Raw genomic sequence first — 18,304 nt, 5'->3', positions numbered from 1 at the left:
GGTTCAACCAATCTGCCGCTGGATGCCTTTTGCTGCCTGCCACAGCTCTTCCATCCGTTCCAGGAAAGCTGCTTCGAGTGTCTCACCTGATGCCTTAAGAGAAGTTTCTATATAACTGAAACGATTTCGGAACTTCGTATTCGTTCCACGCAGAGCCTGTTCCGGTTCTGCCCCAACATGCCGGCCGATATTGACGAGCGCAAAGATCAGGTCGCCGAGTTCGTCCTTGACCTTGTCAGGCTTGTTTTCGCCCAGCGCCTCGCGCAATTCGCCGATCTCCTCCTCGATCTTGTCGAGGATGGGAGCAGCTTCAGACCAGTCGAAGCCGACCTTGGCCGCACGCTCCTGCAGCTTCAGTGCTTCTGTGAGTGCCGGGAAGGAGCGCTGCACTGAGCCGAGATAGCCGGTGTCAGGATCAGCAGCCGAGCCGCGGGCCGCGCGCCGTGCGAGGCGTTCCGCCTTCTCCTGTTGCTTGATCGTGTCCCACTGTGCCTTGACCGCCTCGGGCGTATCGGCATCGGATCGCGCAAACACATGCGGATGGCGCCGGATCATCTTGCGCGTGATGGCTTCGACGACGTCGCCGAAATTGAACTGTCCGGCCTCTTCAGCGATACGGGCGTGGAAGACCACCTGCAGCAAGAGATCGCCCAGCTCCTCGCAGAGATCGTCCGGATCCTTGCGCTCGATCGCATCAGCGACCTCATAAGCTTCCTCGATCGTATAGGGCTTGATCGTCTCGAATGTCTGGACGATGTCCCAAGGGCAACCCGTGTCGGGCTGGCGCAGCGCCGCCATGATCTCGAGCAGGCGGTTGATGTCGGTGGAGGCTTCCATTGTAATCCCGTGTGGCTCGCTCAATTGAGCGGAATGTCGTTGTCGCCCTTGGACGACTGATAGTTTTCCGACAACAGGTCGTATTGCGCCTTGATCCGGCTCACCTGTTCGAACAGGGCAGGGCGATCGGCATCGCTGGCGGAGGCCACCATCTCGATCATCGCATGGCTCAGCCAGAAGGCGTTCTGCCGGCGATAGCCGCCGGGCTCCAGACCGAAGACTTCCTTGAGGATCTTCAGATCATGGGGGATCGCAAAAGCGTCTCGGCTGTCTTCATGGCTGAAGAAATAGTAGAAGTTGTCGAAGCCCGCCCAGGTGATCGCTGACATGCACATTGTGCAGGGTTCATGCGTCGACAGGAAAATCAGGTCCTTGGTGTTTGGCCGCTCGCCCTGTTCGTAGAAACGTTTCAGCGTATGCACTTCGCCATGCCAGAGCGGGTTTTCGAGTTCGTTGTTCGTCTCCGCCAGCACCAGCGACAGGTCGGACTTGCGCAGGATCGCCGCGCCGAACACCTTGTTGCCGGCGGCAACGCCACGGGCGGTCAGGGGCAGGATGTCGTGTTCGATCACGTCGAGAAGTCGGCGGGTGAGTTCGGGTGAGGTCAAGGTGGCGCGCTCCGCAGTCTTGTGCAATGCGATCCTAGCGCTTGCAGAGGATCCGCCGAAAGGGAAATGATGCTCTGTCTCCAACTTTTTGGCACGCTTGATGGCTCTGGCCCGGGCGAGCGATCCGTCTGGACGAAACTCGGTGCATTTTGCTCGCAACGGCGGAGGCACTAGGACAGAAATACGCAAGGTGCAGGGCGAAGGAATTTCTGTTTCTTCAAATGTTAAAGACAAAACGCGATAGTGCAGCACTCTCGCAGCGGATGATTCATGGCACAGCAGGACAAACAGCTTTCGGTCTTTCCGGCCTTCTTCAAGGTCGAGAATGAGGTCACCGCCGTTTTCGGAAACGGCGACGAGGCCTATGCGAAGGCGCGCTTGCTGAAGAATACCGAAGCCCGCATCGTCGCCTACACAGATGCCCCGGAAGAGGATTACGCTGCCTTTCTCGCCCAGCACGGCATCGAACAGGTGGCTTTGCCCTTCGAGCCCACCCAGGTGGATGGCGCGCGCCTGGTGTTTGCTGCAACGGGTGAGGGCGCTCTCGACCGCGAGATCGTGGCCGCCGCCCGCGCTGCCCGCATTCCGGCCAATGCCGTCGACCAGCCCGACTATTGCGATTTCTACACGCCAGCCCTCGTCAACCGCGCACCGATTGCTGTGGCTATCGGAACTGAAGGCGTGGGCCCGGTGCTCGCGCAGATGATCCGCGCCGACATCGACCGTCTCCTGCCGCGTTCGCTCGGCAAGCTCGGCCGTCTCGCCAATTCCTATCGCCGCGCCGTCGACCGCCTCGTGCCCCGTGGAGCGCCGCGCCGGCTGTTCTGGCGCGATTTCTTCAAGGGCAAGGTCGCAGACCATGTTGAAGCCGATGAGATTAGCCTCGCCCGGCGCGAAGCAACCCGCATCCTCAAGGGCGTTGCCGCTGACCGTGTGGAAGGCCGCGTGTTTCTTGTCGGTGCCGGCCCAGGCGCCGAGGATCTGCTGACGCTGCGCGCCCACCGCCTGATGATGGAATGTGACGTCATCGTCTACGATGCACTGGTGCCCCGCGAAGTCGTCGACATGGGCCGCCGCGATGCCGAGCGCATTCCGGTCGGCAAGCGCAAGGGCTGCCACTCGAAGTCTCAAAGCGAGATCAACGCGCTCCTCGTCGAACTCGGCCATGCCGGTAAACGCGTCGTGCGTCTGAAGTCGGGCGATCCACTGGTCTTCGGCCGTGCAGGCGAGGAAATGGCTGCCCTTCGTGACGCAGGCATCGCCTATGAGATCGTGCCGGGCGTCACGTCGGCGCTGGCCGCCGCCGCCGATTTCGAACTGCCACTGACGCTGCGCGGCGTCTCTTCGTCGCTGGTCTTCACCACCGGCCACGATCTTCAGGGTAATGTGCTGCCGGATTGGGCGCGTCTCGCACTGTCGGGTGCCACCGTCGCCGTATATATGGGCCGCACGGTTGCCGCCTCCGTCGCTGAGCGCCTGATGGCTGGCGGCCTGGCCGAGGACACGACGGTCGCCGTCGTCGAGAATGCCGGCCGCCGTGACAGCCGCCTGCTGCATGGCACATTGAAGGAATTGCCAGGCCTGGAAGCTCGCACAGAGCTATCAGGTCCGGTCATGGTCATCATCGGCGACGCAGTCGCCGGCGCCGATTTCAGCCGTTCCGAGCCGCTTGGCGCGCTTGTCTCGGCCGAACCGCAACTTGCAAGGATTTGAGGATGGTAGACAAGGTTCTCACAGCAAACCGCCTGACCGACGGCATCGCCGTATGGCTGGACGCCAATGGCCAGTGGACCGAGCGTCTGCAGGAAGCCTTTGTCGCGCGCCATGCTGAGGCGGTCGATGCCCTCGAAGCCGCGGGCAAGCAGGCCTTCGCCAGCAACCTCGTAGTCGATGTCAACGTCATCGAGATCGAGGAAAAGGATGGCAAGCTGCGTCCGCTGCGCCTGCGCGAGCGTATCCGGGCGGAAGGTCCGACCATTGCATATGCGGAAGGGCATGGTTATGCCGACCCTGCATTCATCGCGGCTTGAGGCCTGAGGTAAGACATGTATCGTTATGACGAATTCGACCACGCTTTTGTGTCGGCGCGCGTAGAACAGTTCCGCGACCAGGTGGCTCGCCGCCTGTCGGGCGAGCTTGCGGAAGATGCTTTCAAGCCGCTGCGCCTCATGAACGGCGTCTATCTCCAGCTTCATGCCTATATGCTCCGCGTCGCCATTCCCTATGGCACGCTGAACTCCAAGCAGATGCGCATGCTGGCGCATATCGCCCGCAAGTATGACCGCGGCTATGGTCACTTCACCACCCGCCAGAACATCCAGTACAACTGGCCGAAGCTCTCGGACACGCCGGCTATCCTGGAAGATCTCGCAAGCGTCGAGATGCACGCCATCCAGACCTCGGGCAACTGTATCCGCAACGTGACCGCCGATCATTTCGCCGGCGCTGCCGCAGACGAAGTCGCCGATCCGCGCCCCTATGCCGAGATCCTCCGCCAGTGGTCCTCGCTGCATCCGGAATTCTCCTTCCTGCCGCGCAAGTTCAAGATTGCCGTCACCGGCGCCGACAAGGACCGTGCCGCGATCCAGGTGCATGACATCGGCCTGCAGCTGAAGAAGAACGAAGCGGGCGAACTTGGCTTTGCCGTTTATGTCGGCGGTGGCCAGGGCCGCACGCCGCTGATCGCCAAGAAGATCCGCGACTTCCTGCCCGAGGAAGACCTGCTGACCTACATCACCGCCATCGTGCGGGTGTACAATCTGCACGGTCGCCGCGACAACAAGTACAAGGCGCGCATCAAGATCCTCGTCCACGAGACCGGTGTTGAAGAACTGACCCGTCAGGTGGACGCTGAATTTGCCGAAATCCAGGACAGCGAGCTGAAGCTGCCGGAAGGTGATATCCGCGCCATCGAAACCTATTTCGCCCCGCCGGCACTCACCGCCCGCCCGGACGGTTGGGAAGCCCTTGCCCGTGCGCAGAAGGCGGATCCCGCTTTTGGTTCCTGGGTACGCCACAACGTTCAGGAACACCGCCATCCCGACCACGCCATGGTGACGATCTCGCTGAAGCCGATCGGCGGCACGCCGGGCGACGCTTCGGATGCGCAGATGGATCTGGTGGCCGATCTCGCCGAGCGCTACGCCTTCGACGAGATCCGCGTCAGCCACGAACAGAACCTGATCCTGCCGCATGTCGCCAAGGGCGATCTCTATCCGCTCTATCAGGCACTGGAAAAGGCAGGGCTGGCGACCGCCAATTCCAACCTGATCACTGACATGATCGCCTGTCCCGGCTTGGACTACTGCGCGCTCGCCAATGCGCGCTCGATCCCGGTCGCCCAGGCGATCTCGGAGCGCTTCGGCTCCCAGGCCCGCCAGGAAGAGATCGGCGAACTCAAGATCAAGATCTCCGGCTGCATCAATGCCTGCGGCCACCACCATGTCGGTCATATCGGCCTGCTGGGTGTGGAGAAGAAGGGTGCCGAGCTCTACCAGATCACGCTGGGCGGTTCCGGCGACGAGAACTCCTCGATCGGCGAAATCATCGGTCGCGGCTTCGAGCCGGAAAAGGTAACCGACGCTGTTGAGACGATCGTCGACACCTATCTCGGTCTGCGCCTCGACCCCAAGGAAACCTTCCTCGAAGCCTATCGCCGCGTCGGCCCGAAGCCCTTCAAGGACGCGCTCTACGGCAACGCTGCCGTCGAAGCAGCCTGAGACTGGAAGACACATGACCAAGATCTGGAAAGAAACCGGTTTCGTCGAAGGCGACATCTGGGTGACCGAGACGGAAGAGCGCAAGGCAGGCGAGGGCGAAAAACCCCTTCTGCCGATGGACGCCTTCCTCGAAGCGGTCGCTGAAACCAATGACGTCGGCCTCGGCGTGTTCATCGCGCCCGCCGATGACGTAAAGAAGCTGGAGCCGCATCTCGATCGCATCGCGCTGATCGCCGTGGCCTTCCCGGCCTTCAACGATGGCCGTGGCTTCAGCCATGCAACGCTGCTGCGCGAACGTCTGGGCTATGCGGGCGAGCTTCGTGCCGTCGGCGACGTGCTGATCGACCAGGTGCCGCTGATGCTGCGCACCGGCTTCGACAGCTTCGCCGTCACCAATCCGGTTGCCCAGCGCAGGCTTTCCGAAAACTGTCTCACGGGCGTTGCCCAGCGCTACCAGCCGACCGCTCGGGATTCCCAGGCCGTCGGTGGTTTCAGCTGGCGTCGTCTTGGCTCCACCGGCGCCTGAGACTTATAGAAATCGCTATGTAAGGGCGGCGAATTGACCTCGGTCAAGGATGCCGCCTTCGCTTTAATGGATATCTCGGCTGCGAAATCTGCATGCCGGCTGAATTGTGGAATGGGACGGTCTGGATTATAGGCTCTTCCCAATCGACAGAACGATAGGACCGACAGCCTATGAATGCTCCTGTGAAGACCGACAATGCTGAACTGATCATACCCGAAGGCGTATTCGCCGAGACGGTGCTGAGCGTCACGCATTACACCGACCATCTCTTCCGCTTCCGCATGACGCGACCGGCCGGCTTCCGTTTCCGTTCGGGCGAATTCGCTATGATCGGCCTGATGGTCGAGGGCAAGCCGATCTACCGCGCCTACTCGATCGCAAGCCCGTCCTGGGATGAAGAACTCGAATTCTTCTCGATCAAGGTGCCGAACGGTCCGCTCACACAGCACCTGCAGCGCATCCAGCCGGGTGACAAGGTCCTGATGCGCAAGAAGCCGACTGGCACCCTCGTTCTCGACGCGCTCACCCCCGGCAAGCGCCTCTACATGTTCTCGACCGGCACCGGCATCGCGCCCTTCGCGAGCCTGATCCGCGATCCAGAGACCTATGAGAAGTTCGAGGAAGTCATCCTCACCCACACCTGCCGCGACGTCGCCGAGCTGAAATACGGCTTCGACCTCGTGGACGAGATCAAAAACCACGAATTCCTCGCCGAACTCGTCGGCGACAAGCTCAAGCACTATGCGACGGTCACCCGCGAAGACTATCCCTTCCAGGGCCGCATCACGGACCTGATCGCGAACGGCAAGATGTTCACCGATCTCGGCATGCCCCCACTCGATCCCGCGATCGATCGCGGCATGATCTGCGGCTCGACCGCGATGCTGAAAGACACCAAGGAACTTTTGGAAAAGGCTGGCCTCACTGAAGGCGCCAACAACAAGCCGGCCGAATTCGTCATCGAACGCGCCTTCGTCGGCTGATCGCATCCCGCATTCCAGAATCAGAAAGGGCGCCCACAGGCGCCCTTTGTCATTTTGCTCTCTGGTGGAGATCAGTTGCCGCGGCGACGCGGACGTCGGCTGCTTTCCTGCGCACCGCTCTCGTCCGCAGTCTTGTTGCGCAGCGGCCCGATGCGATCGACGATCACCTCCAGCGTCGGGCGCGGGCCGGGCGTATAGTCGTCGAGTGCCTTGCGCATGGCGGCAAGGTGATCACAGGACGTCCCGCAGCAACCGCCGATGATCTTTGCACCGGCATCACGGGCGAGGCGAGCATAATCCGCCATCAGCGGCGGCGTACCCGAATAGAAGATCTCCGCGCCCCGGAATTCCGGAATGCCGCAATTGCCCTTGACGATCACGACCGCCTCCGGGTTCGCGCCGGTCATGTCGAGCAGGCTCTGGAGGATGTCGGAGGCTCCCACGCCGCAATTGGCGCCGACAGCCAGCGGGCCGGCGCCGATGTCCGGCGCAACACCGTGGATGTCCTTCGGGTGCAGGCCCATCATGGTCTTGCCGGCCGTGTCGAACGAGCCGGTAAACGTGTAGGGCATGCCGACCTTTACTGCAGCTTCCGCAGCCGCGCGGATTTCATCCGCCGACGACATCGTCTCGATCCAGGCAACATCCGCACCACCGGCCTTGAGGCCCTCCATCTGCTCGACGAAGGCTGCGACAGCATCCTCGTAGGACATCGCGCCGAGCGGGATCAACAACTCGCCGGTCGGACCGACGGATCCCGCGACGATCACCTTGCGCGGCGCCTTGTCGGCAACCGAGCGCGCGATTTCAGCGGCCTTCTTGTTCAGCTCGTGGACGCGGTCCTGGGCATGGTGCAGTTTCAGGCGATGGCGCGTGCCGCCGAAGGAGTTGGTGAGGATGATGTCGGCGCCGGCATCGACGAAATCCTGATGCAGCTTGACGATCTTTTCCGGCTGCGCCTCGTTCCAGAGTTCGGGTGCTTCGCCGGCCTCAAGACCTTGCGCGAAAAGATTGGTGCCGGTGGCTCCATCGGCGAGCAGCACGCCCTTTTCGGCCAGCAGTTCGGAAAGCGGATTGGACGGGGTTGCCATGGCGGTTCCTCTCTTTGTCATGGTGATCATATAAAGAAGTCTTTATATGGTTTCAATCTCCAAAACGACAATGGCCCCGCACTGTGCGGGGCCGTTGAGCCGCATCTCCCTTGAGGGAGAGAAAAGCGCTACTCCGCCGCGAGCTGTTTATCTTCGTGGCTCTTCGGCGTGACCATGGCGGAGATGATCTGCTGCAGGTCCGCGCGACCGATCGGTGTGCCGGCATCATCCGTAACGATGGTGCTCGATTGGCGGGCATCCGTCATGATCCGGGCTGCCGCTTCCAGAACCGTTCCGCCGGGCAGGGCAAGCCCTTCGCTTGGGCCGGCGACAGGACCCATGATTGTATCGAGACGGATCACGCGGCCGCGATTCACTTCCTTGACGAAGGCGGAGATGTAGTCGTCGGCCGGCTGCAGAACGATTTCCTGGCCGGTGCCCTGCTGGATGACTTCGCCGTCGCGCAGGATCGCGATCTTGTCACCGAGCCGCAGCGCTTCGTCCAGATCGTGGGTGATGAAGACAACGGTCTTCTTCAGCTCCTGCTGCAGGTCGAGAAGCACCGTCTGCATGTCGACGCGGATAAGCGGATCGAGCGCCGAATAGGCTTCATCCATCAACAGTATGTCGGCATCGTTGGACAGCGCCCGCGCCAGACCGACACGCTGCTGCATGCCGCCGGACAGCTGGTTCGGATAGTGGCTCTCAAAGCCGGAGAGACCGACGCGATCGATCCAGCGACGACCGATATCCTCGCTCTTCGAACGCGGAATGCCCTGAATGTCGAGGCCGTAGACAGTGTTTTCCAGCACGGTGCGATGCGGCAGCAACGCGAACTTTTGGAACACCATCGCCGTCTTGTGGCGGCGGAACTCCCGGAGCTCCAACGGATTCATCCGACAGACATCGACGCCGTCATAGAGCACTTCGCCCGATGTCGGCTCGATCAGCCGGTTGATATGGCGGATCAGCGTCGACTTGCCGGAGCCGGAAAGGCCCATGACGACGGTGATGCCGCCACCCGGCATCTGGATGTTGATGTCCTTGAGGCCGAGCACATGGCCATGCGTCTCGTTGAGCTCCGCCTTCGACATACCCGCTTTCACCTGGTCGATGAAAGCCCCGCCGTTCGGCCCGAAGATCTTGTAGAGATTGCGAATCTCGATGTCGTGACTAGCCATGGACCACCTCCGTATGGCGCTGAAGACGCTTGCCATAGGCCTGGCTGGCGCGGTCGAAGATGATGGCGATGGCGACAAGCGCGAAGCCGTTGAGGAAGCCGATCGTCAGGAACTGGTTGGAGATGGCCTGCAGAACGTTCTTGCCGAGGCCACCAACACCGATCATCGACGCCACCACGACCATGGCAAGCGACATCATGATGGTCTGGTTGATGCCGGCCATGACGGTCGGCAGCGCCAGCGGAATCTGCACGTTCATCAGCTTCTGGCTCGGCGAGGAACCGAAGGCATCGGCTGCTTCCAGGACTTCGCGATCGACGAGCCGGATGCCGAGATTGGTCAGGCGGATCATCGGCGGCACGGCATAGATCACGACCGCGATCACGCCTGGCACCTTGCCGATGCCGAAGACCATGACGACGGGGATCAGATAGACGAAACTTGGCAGCGTCTGCATCACGTCCAGGATCGGATTGACCAGGGACTGGGCACGATCAGAACGCGCCATCATGATGCCGATCGGAATGCCGATGACGATCGCGAGCAGTGTCGAGACGGTGACGATCGCGAGCGTGATCATCGTGTCTTCCCAGAGCCCGACGAAACCGATGAACAGCATGCCGATGACGGTGATAGCGACGATCCGCATGTTGCGGCTGGTCAGATAGACGATCAGCACCATCACAGCCAGGAAGATGAACCAGGGCGTGTTGACGAACAGCGCCTCAAGCCAGTTCAGGAAAAGCTGCAGTGGATGGGTGACGGCATCGATCACATTGCCGTAGGCACGGACGAAGCCCTTGAAACTGTCGTCGATACTTTTGCGCGCGACGCGCATGACCGTATCGTCGATTTCCGGAAACCTGCACAGCACTTCGGGCAGGTAGTTACATAAAGTCGAAGCCATCTCGTTCCCCTTGTCGACCCTCGCACTTTATGACGTTTGAAACGCTGCGATGGGCCCTGACGGCGATGCCATATTCCCGAGTGAGAGGCTAATCGAGTTCCGGAAGGGAATTCATGCCGTCTGCGACGTCGGGAGTCGTTTGAATGGCGTGATGCGGCATGCCGCTTCGCAGAAAGCGCGGCGGGCCGAAGCCCGCCGCATGTTTGCACACAGTTCAGGCTTAGAGGGACGCCTTGATCTTCTCGGCGACCTCAGGGGCGACCCAGGTCGTCCACATGTCCGGATAGGTTTCGAGGAAGTGCTTGGCGCCATCTTCGTTGGTGCCCTGGTTTTCTTCCATCCAGGCGAGAACCTTGCCGACGGTCGCGTTGTCCCACTTGCGGGTCTTCACGTAGTCCATGGCAACGCCGGCCTTTTCAGCAAAGCCCTTGGTGACGACCGTGTAGACGTCGGACACCGGATAGGCATTCACCTTCGGATCGGCGCAATCCGGAACGGCCGTGCAGGCATCCCAGGTGGCCTTGTCGTGCTCTACGCCGAAGGAGAGCTTGACCATTTCGTACTTGCCGAGGATGGCGGTCGGAGCCCAGTAGTAGCCGAGCCAGCCCTTCTTGTTTTCAAAGGCATTGGCGATCGAGCCGTCGAGGCCGGCAGCCGAGCCGGTGTCGACGAGTTCAAAGCCCTTATCCTTTGCGCCGAGCGCACGGTAGAGGTTGGCGGTCGAGACCTGGCAGTTCCAGCCCGACGGGCAGTTGGTCACGGCAGCCTTGGTCGGATCTTCCGGAGCCGGGAAGAGATCCGGACGCTTCAGTGCGTCTTCGACGGTCTTGATGTCAGGGTTGGCGTCTGCGATGAACTTGGGGATCCACCAGCCTTCAACGCCACCGTCGGAGAGCAGCGGAGCAGCCTGGATCAGACGTCCCTCGGCAATCGCCTGGTCGAGAGCGGTGCGCACGGCATTGACCCAGAATTCCGGAGCCATGTCCGGCTGGCCCTTTTCGTTCATCGAGGCGAAGGTCGGCATGGTATCACCGGTGACGACGGTCACGGTGCAGCCATAGCCGCTTTCCAGGATGATCTTGTCGACATAGGCAGCGACGCCGGCCGAAGCCCAGTTCATTTCTGCGATGGAGACATCGCCGCATTCGGCAGCCTGGGCGGACCCGGCAACTGCGTAAAGGCCCGCGGCGAGAAGTGTGGAAGCAAGGAGCTTCTTCATGGAGTTAAGACCTCCCAGTCTTATCTTGCAGCGTTCATCGGGAAGGGCAGGGACGGCTACTGCGCACCGCTCTGCCAATTTTCTCTTCACTGCGAATGGTGACCGGGGCGCGTCTCGCCGGCTCGCCATTCATGTGACCGGGCCTTGTCATGAGGGGCTGAGTGCCCTGTCGACCGCGTGTCACGACCATCAGCCTACGTCTTTGGTTCTGAAAATCAACCTCTCGCCGTAGTCATTGGCTCCGCTGGTCGCCGCCCCAAGCCATTGGTGCGACTGATTTTGCCGCATTTCGGCTCTGGCGCGAGCCTTGGTCGCCCAATGGACGCGCAGTTGTATCCGGCGGATCAGAAGCTGGGGAGGGTCGCCCTCTCACGTGAGACTTAACGTGTCTCAACTGCGTCAATATGACAGGCGTTTGCATGCTCGGCGGCACGCACAAAAAAAATTGAAAAAATGCGGGTAGGCCCCGATCGATAACGATCCAGTAACATCTGTAACGATAGATGGAGGGGCCGGCGCGTTACTGTCGGTTGCGCCCCGGATCGAGTATCGCGTACCGGGGCGTTTTGTTATTCTGGCGCACCTGCTCGGTAATCGAAGGTCTGATGGACCGCCGCATTCCAGATGCCGAAGTGACGATCAGCCCTTGGCGGCCTTGATCGGATCGCGAACTTCCCAACGGGCGACAGGCTTACGCTGCGGTGCACGACCGTTCCAGGCGATGGCGAGGCTATTGCGGTTCTGCAGGATGTAGAGCATGGGTGTTTCCTAGGTGCTGCGCCTCTTCGGGGCGCTGTTTTCGAGCCGCAGATAATCACTTCCGAGACGCTGCGCCAGAGCGCAAACCGTCATGATCCGTCGCAAATGACAAACTGCGCACGAAAGGCCCGCGACAGGCTGCCGCAGTGTCGCATTTGCAGTAACCTTGGTGGCAAGATCGCGGCAAAACCATGAAAAACAGGCGATCTGCGCCAAGGCGGAAACAGGACAGGATGCGATGACACGGACGATCATGTTGCAGGGGACAGGGTCTGATGTCGGAAAGACGATACTGGTCGCAGGGCTCTGCCGGCTGGCGTCGAATCGTGGTCTGAAGGTTGCCCCTTTCAAGCCGCAGAACATGTCCAACAACGCGGCCGTCTCCGATGATGGTGGCGAGATCGGCAGGGCCCAATGGCTTCAGGCGCTCGCGGCCCGCACGTCCTCCTCGATCCACATGAACCCGGTCCTCTTGAAGCCGCAGAGTGAAACCGGCAGCCAGATCATCGTGCAAGGCAAGGTCTTCGGCCAGGCGAAGGGGCGCGACTATCAGCGCTTGAAGCCGCAGCTTCTCGGAGCGGTCCTCGAAAGTTTCGCAACCGTCAGCGAGGGCCGCGACCTCGTGATCGTCGAAGGAGCGGGATCGCCGGCCGAGATCAATCTGCGTGCCGGCGACATCGCCAATATGGGCTTTGCTACCCGGGCCAAGGTTCCGGTCGTGCTGGTCGGCGACATCGACCGGGGAGGGGTGATCGCCTCGCTGGTCGGCACGCATACCATTCTGCCCGACGAGGATCGCGCCCAGATCGTCGGCTATATCATCAACAAGTTCCGCGGCGATGTCAGCCTGTTCGACGACGGGATTTCCGCGATCGGCGACTTCACCGGCTGGCCCTGTTTCGGCGTGATCCCCTGGCTGAAAGCGGCAGGCCGGCTACCCGCCGAGGATTCGGTCGTGCTGGAGCGGCTGGCCAAGGGGAATGGCGGAGCTCTGAAAGTCGCGGTTCCCGTCCTGTCGCGCATCGCCAATTTCGACGATCTCGATCCGCTCGCAACCGAGCCGGAAGTCGACCTCGTCTACATCAGGGCCGGTGATCGACTGCCCCCCGATGCGGGACTTGTCATTCTGCCGGGTTCCAAATCGACCATTGCCGATCTGGAAGAATTCCGCGCCAATGGCTGGGACCGTGATCTCCAGATGCATCTGCGTCGAGGCGGTCGGGTCATCGGCATCTGCGGCGGTTACCAGATGCTCGGCCGAAGCGTTGCAGACCCCCTCGGCCTTGAAGGAGCACCTCGAACCGTGGAAGGGCTGGGCCTGATCGACGTGGAGACGGTGATGGCCGCTGAAAAGACCGTGCGGAACAGCAAGGCCCACTCGCTCGAACATGACGTTCCGCTGTCGGGCTACGAGATCCATCTGGGTGTGACCGAAGGGCCTGACACGGTCCGGGCTCCCATCGAGATCGACGGACGCCCCGATGGCGCATCTTCCGCCGACGGTCGTGTGATCGGGACCTATCTGCACGGATTGTTTTCCAGCGACCCCTATCGCCGCAAGCTGCTGGAAAGCTTCGGGATTGAAGGCGGTGGAAAGAGCTATCGTGCCATGGTCGAAGAAGCACTTGATGAACTCGCAGCCGAGCTGGAGACGCGCCTGTCGCGCGATTGGCTGACGCAACTGCTGGGCTGATTCTATTGCTTCTTGGAAGGAGAAGGCGGCCCATTCATCTTCTTACTGCTTGGTAGGTGAAGACCGCAGAACAAGGCGCCTGGCCGAAATGTTAGATTATAAAGTTGGCCGTCAGGGCACGGATGACCAAGACGTCAGTTTAATGCGCCTCAGTCACATCCATCGGCGAAGCCATCAGCTCGCCGCCGCCCAGTGAATTGTTCGAGTATTTGAAAGCGAGAATGCTGAGCACCGAGGCGACCAGCAGGATGAAGATGTAACGCATTGTTTTTTGCTCCTGCCTGAAGCTCTTGAACGAGATTGCGGCAAAAGCAGTTTCGCTCGACAGCCTTTTGCGCTCAAGCAACGAGTGAAGCTGAGCACTTGTTGCTAATCCGCAACAAATTGGGCTTCAGCCCGTGGCGACTTCGGTCGGCGACGCCGTCAATCGCCTGGTTCCGAGCGAATTGTCCGAATGTTTGATCGCCAGAATGCTGAACACTGCCGCGATCATCAAGAATACCATCACGCGCATGGGCTACCCCTAGCCAGAACATGGCTCAGAATAGAACAAGGCGATTGGAGATCGGCTAAGCGGATCGTTACAATCTGAATGATCTGTCGGAAATTCTAAAGAGTGGTGAGAGCGCAGGGATTCGAACCCTGGACCTACTGATTAAAAGTCAGTTGCTCTACCGGCTGAGCTACGCTCTCCCGTGCGGATTTTGCGCCGCCTCAAGAAGTGCGCGGAACATATGCAGGTGACCCCGACCGGTCAACCGCAAAAATGCAGTTTGCCAAGCAAAATTCAGCCCCGTTGTCGCAGCTTACGCATTGGTGATTGGCAAGCATGGGGTTGCGGGATTAGGAAGGGCCCGGTTCGGGTCCCGGAGTTGATTGTGTCGATTGCCGATATTTCCTTTTTCAGCGCGCTTCTGGCCGGAGCCTTGTCTTTCCTGTCGCCCTGCGTGCTGCCGCTCGTGCCGCCCTACCTCTGCTACATGGCAGGCATTTCGGTCGACCAGTTCCGCGATGGTGAGCAGGCTCAGAATGCCGCTGCCCGTCGAACCGTGCTTCTGACGTCACTCGTCTTCACCCTTGGCTTCGCAACCGTCTTCGTCTCGCTTGGGGCAGGGGCGTCGACGATCGGCGGCCTCTTGCGCCAGCACATGGATCTTCTGTCGAAGATTGGTGGCGCAATCATCATCGTGATGGGTCTGAATTTCCTAGGCGTCTTCCGGCTTGGCCTGCTGTCCTCGGAATACCGATTCGCAGGCGGTGGAAAGCCGGCGACGCTGTCGGGCGCCTATGTCATGGGTCTGGCCTTCGCCTTCGGCTGGACGCCCTGCATCGGGCCTGTCCTGGGCGCGATCCTCGGCGTGGCCGCCTCCAAGGAGACTGTCGGTGACGGCGCCTTGCTGCTTGCCATCTATTCGCTCGGTCTTGCAGTGCCCTTCTGGATCGCAGCCGGATTCTCCGGCGCCTTCATGCGTTTCCTCACCCGTTTCCGCCGCCATCTGGGCCTGGTAGAGAAGGCGATGGGCGCGCTCCTGGTCCTCACAGGCCTCGCCTTCATGTTCGGCTACATCACGGACCTGGCAATCTGGTTCCAGCAGACCTTTCCAATCCTCTCGCAAATCGGCTAAGTCGCGACAGGGCGCAGTTTCGCGCTCTGAGGGAGAAAGCCCATGGCGGATATCGTCGCGCTGGTCCTGCCGTTCTTCGGCCTGATCCTCATTGGCTATGTATCGGGCAAGCTCGGCGACCATTCTGCCCAGGCACTCGGCTGGCTGAATTTCTTCGTCATTTACGTCTCGCTGCCGGCGCTTTTCTTCAAGCTGGTCTCGCGCACGCCGATCGAAGAATTGACGCGCATCGATTTCATCGCCGCCTGTCTCGCCGCGACCTATTCCATCTTCGTGCTGGTCTTTGTCATCGGCCGCTATGTTCGCGGTAACAACATTGCCGAATCGACGGTGCAGGCGCTGGCCGGGGCCTATGGCAATATCGGCTACATGGGCCCCGGCCTGTCGCTGCTCGCCTTCGGTGAAAAGGCAGCCGTCCCGGTGGCGCTGGTGTTCTGCTTCGAAAACGCTGTCCATTTCATGGTCGCACCAGCGATGATGGCCTTTGCCGGCGGCGACAAGCGGCCGCCCGCGCAGCTCGCCTTCGATGTCGTCAAAAAGATCCTCACGCATCCCTTCATCATCGCGACCCTGATCGGCTTCCTCGCCGCAGCGCTTGCATTCGAGCCGCCGCTCGCATTGCAGCGCCTGATCGACTACCTCGCCCAGGCTGCCGCCCCATGCGCCCTGTTTGCAATGGGCGTGACGCTGGCACTGCGCCCATTGAAGCGCATCCCGGCCGAAATCGGCTACATTGTGCCGATCAAGCTCGTGCTGCACCCCGTGCTCGTCTATGTCGTCCTGAGTTTCGTCGGCAATTTCGACCCGCTCTGGGTCTACACGGCGATCCTGCTCGCCTCGCTGCCGACGGCGACCAACGTCTTCGTCATCGGCCAGCAATATGGCGTCTGGCAGGAAAGGGCGTCCGCCACGATCCTGATCACCACGGTGATTTCGGTGTTTTCCGTCTCGGCGCTTCTCTTCGCCATCACCAGCGGTGTGTTACCGGCGGACCTTTTCCCGTAACAGCGACGGCAGGCTTTTCAGCCCGCGCCCGGGTGCCACCCCTTCCTGCATGACGAGATTGCGCAGCGGCGCGACACTTGCCAGAACCTGAATACCGGCAGCCCGGAGCATCTGCACCGGCAGCAGGCCCGACAGCAGCGAGCGGTTGAGCAGGTCGACACTCGCCGTCCGGCTGGCGATATCAATCCGGCGTTTGCGGTCGAACCGGTCGCCACAGTCGGCCGCAATCGGTGCTGCGCTGTGATCGATCAGGATGTCCTCAAGTGCTGCGATATCGCGCAGGCTCAAGTTGAGGCCCTGGGCGCCGATCGGCGGGAAGGCATGGCCTGCTTCGCCGATAAAGGCAGCACGTCCCTTGCCATACTGGCGAGCCGTCATGCCCGACAGCGGCCAGGCCTGCACGCCGCCTTCCACCGAGACCTTGCCGAGCATGGACTGCATGCGGCTTTCGACTTCGGCGGAGAGTTGTTCCGGTGAGAGCGATGTCAGTTTCTCGGCTTCCTGCGGTGTCACCACCCAGACAAGGCTGGAGCGCAGCCCGGGAAGGGGAACCTGCGTGAACGGTCCCGATTCGGTGTGGAATTCCGTGGAGATGTTCTGGTGCGGCAGCGTGTGGGCGAAATTCATCACCACGGCGGTCTGCGGATAGGACCAGGTCTTCACGCCGACCCCGGCGCTTTCACGGGTCTTGGACTTGCGGCCGTCAGCCCCAATCACGAAGCCCGCCATCAGCGGCTCTTCACCCTGAATGCCGATGGTCACCGCATCGGCGCCAACATGGATCGTCTCGGCAGCGGAAGGCTTGCGCGTGATCAAGGGCTCTGCCGCCACGGCCTTCGACAGCGTCTCGAGCAGGGCCGCATTCGGGGTGTTGTAGCCAAAGGCATCAAGTCCGATCTCGGCGCTCCGGAAGGCGACAGTGGGCGCGCGCAGCAGCCGTTTCGTCCCATCGATGATCTGCATCACCTGGAGCGGAGCGGTCCGGGCATGCAACTCCTCCCAGAGGCCAAGCCGCTCCATCATGGCAAGCGACTGGTCCATCAGCGCGGTCGTCCGACGGTCGGAACCGTCAGGCTCAGGACCGACGAGTACGACGCGCCTGCCTCCGCGAGCCATGGCAATGGCGGCGATCTGACCGGCCGGCCCGGCGCCGATGACGGCGATGTCGTATTCGTAGCTCATGGTCAGGATCCCGATTGTCTTCACTGTCATGATATCTAGATCCCGGTCACGACAAAATCCATGGGCCCAAATGGCGCAGTCGCATGAAACACTTGGCCGCGAAAAGCGGGCAAAGACCGCCACTTGTGTTGCAAACCGCGTCGTTTCGTCCGATACCGTTTCCTCCGAAATGCCGCCGACTGGAGCAAGGATGAAGATCTTCAACTACAAGCGGGTGCCTTATGCCGAGATCCGCGCTTTCTCGGTCCATATTCTGACCGCTTCTGGATCCTTTCTTGCCTTTCTCGGCGTTGTCGCAGCAGCCGAACGGCGTTTCGTCGACATGTTCTGGTGGCTGGGGCTGGCGCTTCTCGTTGATGGTATTGACGGACCGATCGCCCGGAAGGTGCGTGTTAAGGAAGTCCTTCCCAACTGGTCCGGCGATACGCTCGACAACATCATCGACTATGTAACTTATGTGCTGCTGCCGGCCTTCGCGCTCTATCAGAGCGGCATGATCGGCGAGCCCTGGTCCTTCGTCGCCGCCGGCCTGATCGTCGTGTCGAGCGCGATCTACTACGCAGACATGGGCATGAAGACGGACGAGTATTTCTTCTCCGGTTTCCCGGTCGTCTGGAACATGCTGATCTTTACGCTCTTCGTCATCGATGCCAGTGCCACGACAGCCCTGATCGTGGTTCTCGCCTCCGTCTTCCTGACATTCCTGCCGATCCATTTCCTTCACCCTGTGCGGGTCAAGCGTCTGCGGACGGTCAATATGGCGGTCTTCCTGCTCTGGTGCGCCTTCGGCGGCTATGCGCTCCTCCTGCATTTCCAGTCGCCGCCCTGGGTCGTCTGGGGTACGATCCTGACCGGCCTTTACCTCTATGCGATCGGCGGCGTGCTGCAGATTTTCCCGGCCCTGGGGCGTCGGGACTAAAGCTCGACCGTGATGGCTGGGCAAAACCAAAAAAAACTTTTGCCTATATA

General features: G+C 61.0%; 18 protein-coding genes and 1 tRNA gene. 9 read left to right on the top strand and 10 right to left on the bottom strand.

What is annotated here, in order from left to right:
• Positions 1-3: 3 nt before the first annotated feature.
• A complete protein-coding gene (gene mazG, locus AC02Y0_RS08235; RefSeq protein ID WP_476383442.1) occupies positions 4-837 on the bottom strand; it encodes a nucleoside triphosphate pyrophosphohydrolase in 834 nt (277 codons plus the stop codon).
• 20 nt (positions 838-857) lie between these two features.
• Positions 858-1,445, bottom strand: coding sequence for a deaminase (locus AC02Y0_RS08230; protein WP_476383441.1), 588 nt, complete (start codon positions 1,443-1,445; stop codon positions 858-860).
• Positions 1,446-1,715: 270 nt separating this feature from the next.
• On the opposite strand from AC02Y0_RS08230, the gene cysG reads away from it, so the two are divergent.
• The 5 genes from cysG (at position 1,716) to AC02Y0_RS08205 (ending at position 6,673) form a co-directional block, all read left to right on the top strand.
• A complete protein-coding gene (cysG, locus tag AC02Y0_RS08225; protein ID WP_476383440.1) occupies positions 1,716-3,158 on the top strand; it encodes a siroheme synthase CysG in 1,443 nt (480 codons plus the stop codon).
• A 2-nt stretch (positions 3,159-3,160) separates the two neighbouring features.
• Positions 3,161-3,475 (top strand): DUF2849 domain-containing protein, encoded by a 315-nt coding sequence (locus AC02Y0_RS08220; protein ID WP_102020052.1) that lies wholly within the window; start codon positions 3,161-3,163, stop codon positions 3,473-3,475.
• Positions 3,476-3,490: 15 nt separating this feature from the next.
• Positions 3,491-5,164 (top strand): nitrite/sulfite reductase, encoded by a 1,674-nt coding sequence (locus AC02Y0_RS08215; RefSeq protein WP_476383439.1) that lies wholly within the window; start codon positions 3,491-3,493, stop codon positions 5,162-5,164.
• Between the two features lie 13 nt (positions 5,165-5,177).
• A complete protein-coding gene (locus tag AC02Y0_RS08210) occupies positions 5,178-5,690 on the top strand; it encodes a DUF934 domain-containing protein (protein WP_476383438.1) in 513 nt (170 codons plus the stop codon).
• A gap of 170 nt (positions 5,691-5,860) precedes the next feature.
• A complete protein-coding gene (locus AC02Y0_RS08205; RefSeq protein WP_476383436.1) occupies positions 5,861-6,673 on the top strand; it encodes a ferredoxin--NADP reductase in 813 nt (270 codons plus the stop codon).
• A 71-nt stretch (positions 6,674-6,744) separates the two neighbouring features.
• Here AC02Y0_RS08205 and bmt read toward each other — a convergent pair whose 3' ends face one another.
• The 4 genes from bmt to AC02Y0_RS08185 all read right to left on the bottom strand — a co-directional run bounded on the left by bmt (position 6,745) and on the right by AC02Y0_RS08185 (position 11,071).
• Positions 6,745-7,764: a betaine--homocysteine S-methyltransferase gene (gene bmt / locus AC02Y0_RS08200; protein WP_476383435.1), complete on the bottom strand. Its 1,020-nt coding sequence runs from the start codon at positions 7,762-7,764 to the stop codon at positions 6,745-6,747.
• Between the two features lie 128 nt (positions 7,765-7,892).
• Positions 7,893-8,945, bottom strand: a complete 1,053-nt coding sequence (locus AC02Y0_RS08195) for a quaternary amine ABC transporter ATP-binding protein (RefSeq protein ID WP_476383434.1) — start codon at positions 8,943-8,945, stop codon at positions 7,893-7,895.
• Positions 8,938-9,852 carry an ABC transporter permease gene (locus AC02Y0_RS08190; protein WP_444557122.1) on the bottom strand — a complete coding sequence of 305 codons (915 nt, stop codon included), beginning with the start codon at positions 9,850-9,852 and terminating at the stop codon, positions 8,938-8,940. The genes AC02Y0_RS08195 and AC02Y0_RS08190 overlap by 8 nt, the downstream gene beginning before the upstream one ends.
• A 220-nt stretch (positions 9,853-10,072) precedes the next feature.
• Positions 10,073-11,071, bottom strand: coding sequence for an ABC transporter substrate-binding protein (locus AC02Y0_RS08185; protein WP_476383433.1), 999 nt, complete (start codon positions 11,069-11,071; stop codon positions 10,073-10,075).
• Positions 11,072-12,068: 997 nt separating this feature from the next.
• Between AC02Y0_RS08185 and AC02Y0_RS08180 the strand changes: the two genes are divergently transcribed.
• The gene (locus AC02Y0_RS08180; RefSeq protein WP_476383432.1) at positions 12,069-13,523 is read left to right on the top strand and encodes a cobyric acid synthase; all 1,455 of its coding nucleotides are present in this window, start codon (positions 12,069-12,071) and stop codon (positions 13,521-13,523) included.
• Between the two features lie 139 nt (positions 13,524-13,662).
• On the opposite strand, the gene AC02Y0_RS08175 is transcribed toward AC02Y0_RS08180, so the two are convergent.
• The 3 genes from AC02Y0_RS08175 to AC02Y0_RS08165 all read right to left on the bottom strand — a co-directional run bounded on the left by AC02Y0_RS08175 (position 13,663) and on the right by AC02Y0_RS08165 (position 14,216).
• A complete protein-coding gene (locus AC02Y0_RS08175; protein WP_280950999.1) occupies positions 13,663-13,788 on the bottom strand; it encodes a hypothetical protein in 126 nt (41 codons plus the stop codon).
• Between the two features lie 126 nt (positions 13,789-13,914).
• Positions 13,915-14,037 carry a hypothetical protein gene (locus AC02Y0_RS08170; protein ID WP_280951000.1) on the bottom strand — a complete coding sequence of 41 codons (123 nt, stop codon included), beginning with the start codon at positions 14,035-14,037 and terminating at the stop codon, positions 13,915-13,917.
• Between the two features lie 103 nt (positions 14,038-14,140).
• Positions 14,141-14,216: transfer RNA gene (locus tag AC02Y0_RS08165), tRNA-Lys, on the bottom strand.
• A gap of 185 nt (positions 14,217-14,401) precedes the next feature.
• On the opposite strand from AC02Y0_RS08165, the gene AC02Y0_RS08160 reads away from it, so the two are divergent.
• Positions 14,402-15,148, top strand: coding sequence for a cytochrome c biogenesis CcdA family protein (locus AC02Y0_RS08160; RefSeq protein WP_476383431.1), 747 nt, complete (start codon positions 14,402-14,404; stop codon positions 15,146-15,148).
• Between the two features lie 42 nt (positions 15,149-15,190).
• Positions 15,191-16,153 (top strand): AEC family transporter, encoded by a 963-nt coding sequence (locus AC02Y0_RS08155; protein ID WP_476383429.1) that lies wholly within the window; start codon positions 15,191-15,193, stop codon positions 16,151-16,153.
• On the opposite strand, the gene AC02Y0_RS08150 is transcribed toward AC02Y0_RS08155, so the two are convergent.
• Positions 16,130-17,335 carry a UbiH/UbiF family hydroxylase gene (locus AC02Y0_RS08150; protein ID WP_476383992.1) on the bottom strand — a complete coding sequence of 402 codons (1,206 nt, stop codon included), beginning with the start codon at positions 17,333-17,335 and terminating at the stop codon, positions 16,130-16,132. The two genes, AC02Y0_RS08155 and AC02Y0_RS08150, sit on opposite strands and share 24 nt — an antisense overlap.
• A gap of 190 nt (positions 17,336-17,525) precedes the next feature.
• Between AC02Y0_RS08150 and pcsA the strand changes: the two genes are divergently transcribed.
• Positions 17,526-18,254: a phosphatidylcholine synthase gene (gene pcsA, locus AC02Y0_RS08145; RefSeq protein ID WP_102020060.1), complete on the top strand. Its 729-nt coding sequence runs from the start codon at positions 17,526-17,528 to the stop codon at positions 18,252-18,254.
• Positions 18,255-18,304 lie beyond the last annotated feature (50 nt).

Source organism: Allorhizobium sp. nf9_anc, from assembly GCF_056323085.1.
The sequence above is the reverse complement of the archived record's forward strand: the minus strand, read 5'-3'. Positions and strand labels throughout refer to the sequence as shown.

What these genes read in the sequence shown, in the direction of transcription:
- AC02Y0_RS08205 (WP_476383436.1), top strand. Translation starts at nt 5,861, where the DNA reads ATGAATGCTCCTGTGAAGACCGACAATGCTGAACTGATCATACCCGAA.
- AC02Y0_RS08220 (WP_102020052.1), top strand. Translation starts at nt 3,161, where the DNA reads ATGGTAGACAAGGTTCTCACAGCAAACCGCCTGACCGACGGCATCGCC.
- bmt (WP_476383435.1), bottom strand. Translation starts at nt 7,764, where the DNA reads ATGGCAACCCCGTCCAATCCGCTTTCCGAACTGCTGGCCGAAAAGGGC.
- mazG (WP_476383442.1), bottom strand. Translation starts at nt 837, where the DNA reads ATGGAAGCCTCCACCGACATCAACCGCCTGCTCGAGATCATGGCGGCG.
- AC02Y0_RS08180 (WP_476383432.1), top strand. Translation starts at nt 12,069, where the DNA reads ATGACACGGACGATCATGTTGCAGGGGACAGGGTCTGATGTCGGAAAG.
- AC02Y0_RS08185 (WP_476383433.1), bottom strand. Translation starts at nt 11,071, where the DNA reads ATGAAGAAGCTCCTTGCTTCCACACTTCTCGCCGCGGGCCTTTACGCA.
- AC02Y0_RS08170 (WP_280951000.1), bottom strand. Translation starts at nt 14,037, where the DNA reads ATGCGCGTGATGGTATTCTTGATGATCGCGGCAGTGTTCAGCATTCTG.
- AC02Y0_RS08210 (WP_476383438.1), top strand. Translation starts at nt 5,178, where the DNA reads ATGACCAAGATCTGGAAAGAAACCGGTTTCGTCGAAGGCGACATCTGG.
- AC02Y0_RS08215 (WP_476383439.1), top strand. Translation starts at nt 3,491, where the DNA reads ATGTATCGTTATGACGAATTCGACCACGCTTTTGTGTCGGCGCGCGTA.
- AC02Y0_RS08195 (WP_476383434.1), bottom strand. Translation starts at nt 8,945, where the DNA reads ATGGCTAGTCACGACATCGAGATTCGCAATCTCTACAAGATCTTCGGG.
- AC02Y0_RS08150 (WP_476383992.1), bottom strand. Translation starts at nt 17,335, where the DNA reads ATGAGCTACGAATACGACATCGCCGTCATCGGCGCCGGGCCGGCCGGT.
- AC02Y0_RS08155 (WP_476383429.1), top strand. Translation starts at nt 15,191, where the DNA reads ATGGCGGATATCGTCGCGCTGGTCCTGCCGTTCTTCGGCCTGATCCTC.
- AC02Y0_RS08190 (WP_444557122.1), bottom strand. Translation starts at nt 9,852, where the DNA reads ATGGCTTCGACTTTATGTAACTACCTGCCCGAAGTGCTGTGCAGGTTT.
- pcsA (WP_102020060.1), top strand. Translation starts at nt 17,526, where the DNA reads ATGAAGATCTTCAACTACAAGCGGGTGCCTTATGCCGAGATCCGCGCT.
- cysG (WP_476383440.1), top strand. Translation starts at nt 1,716, where the DNA reads ATGGCACAGCAGGACAAACAGCTTTCGGTCTTTCCGGCCTTCTTCAAG.
- AC02Y0_RS08175 (WP_280950999.1), bottom strand. Translation starts at nt 13,788, where the DNA reads ATGCGTTACATCTTCATCCTGCTGGTCGCCTCGGTGCTCAGCATTCTC.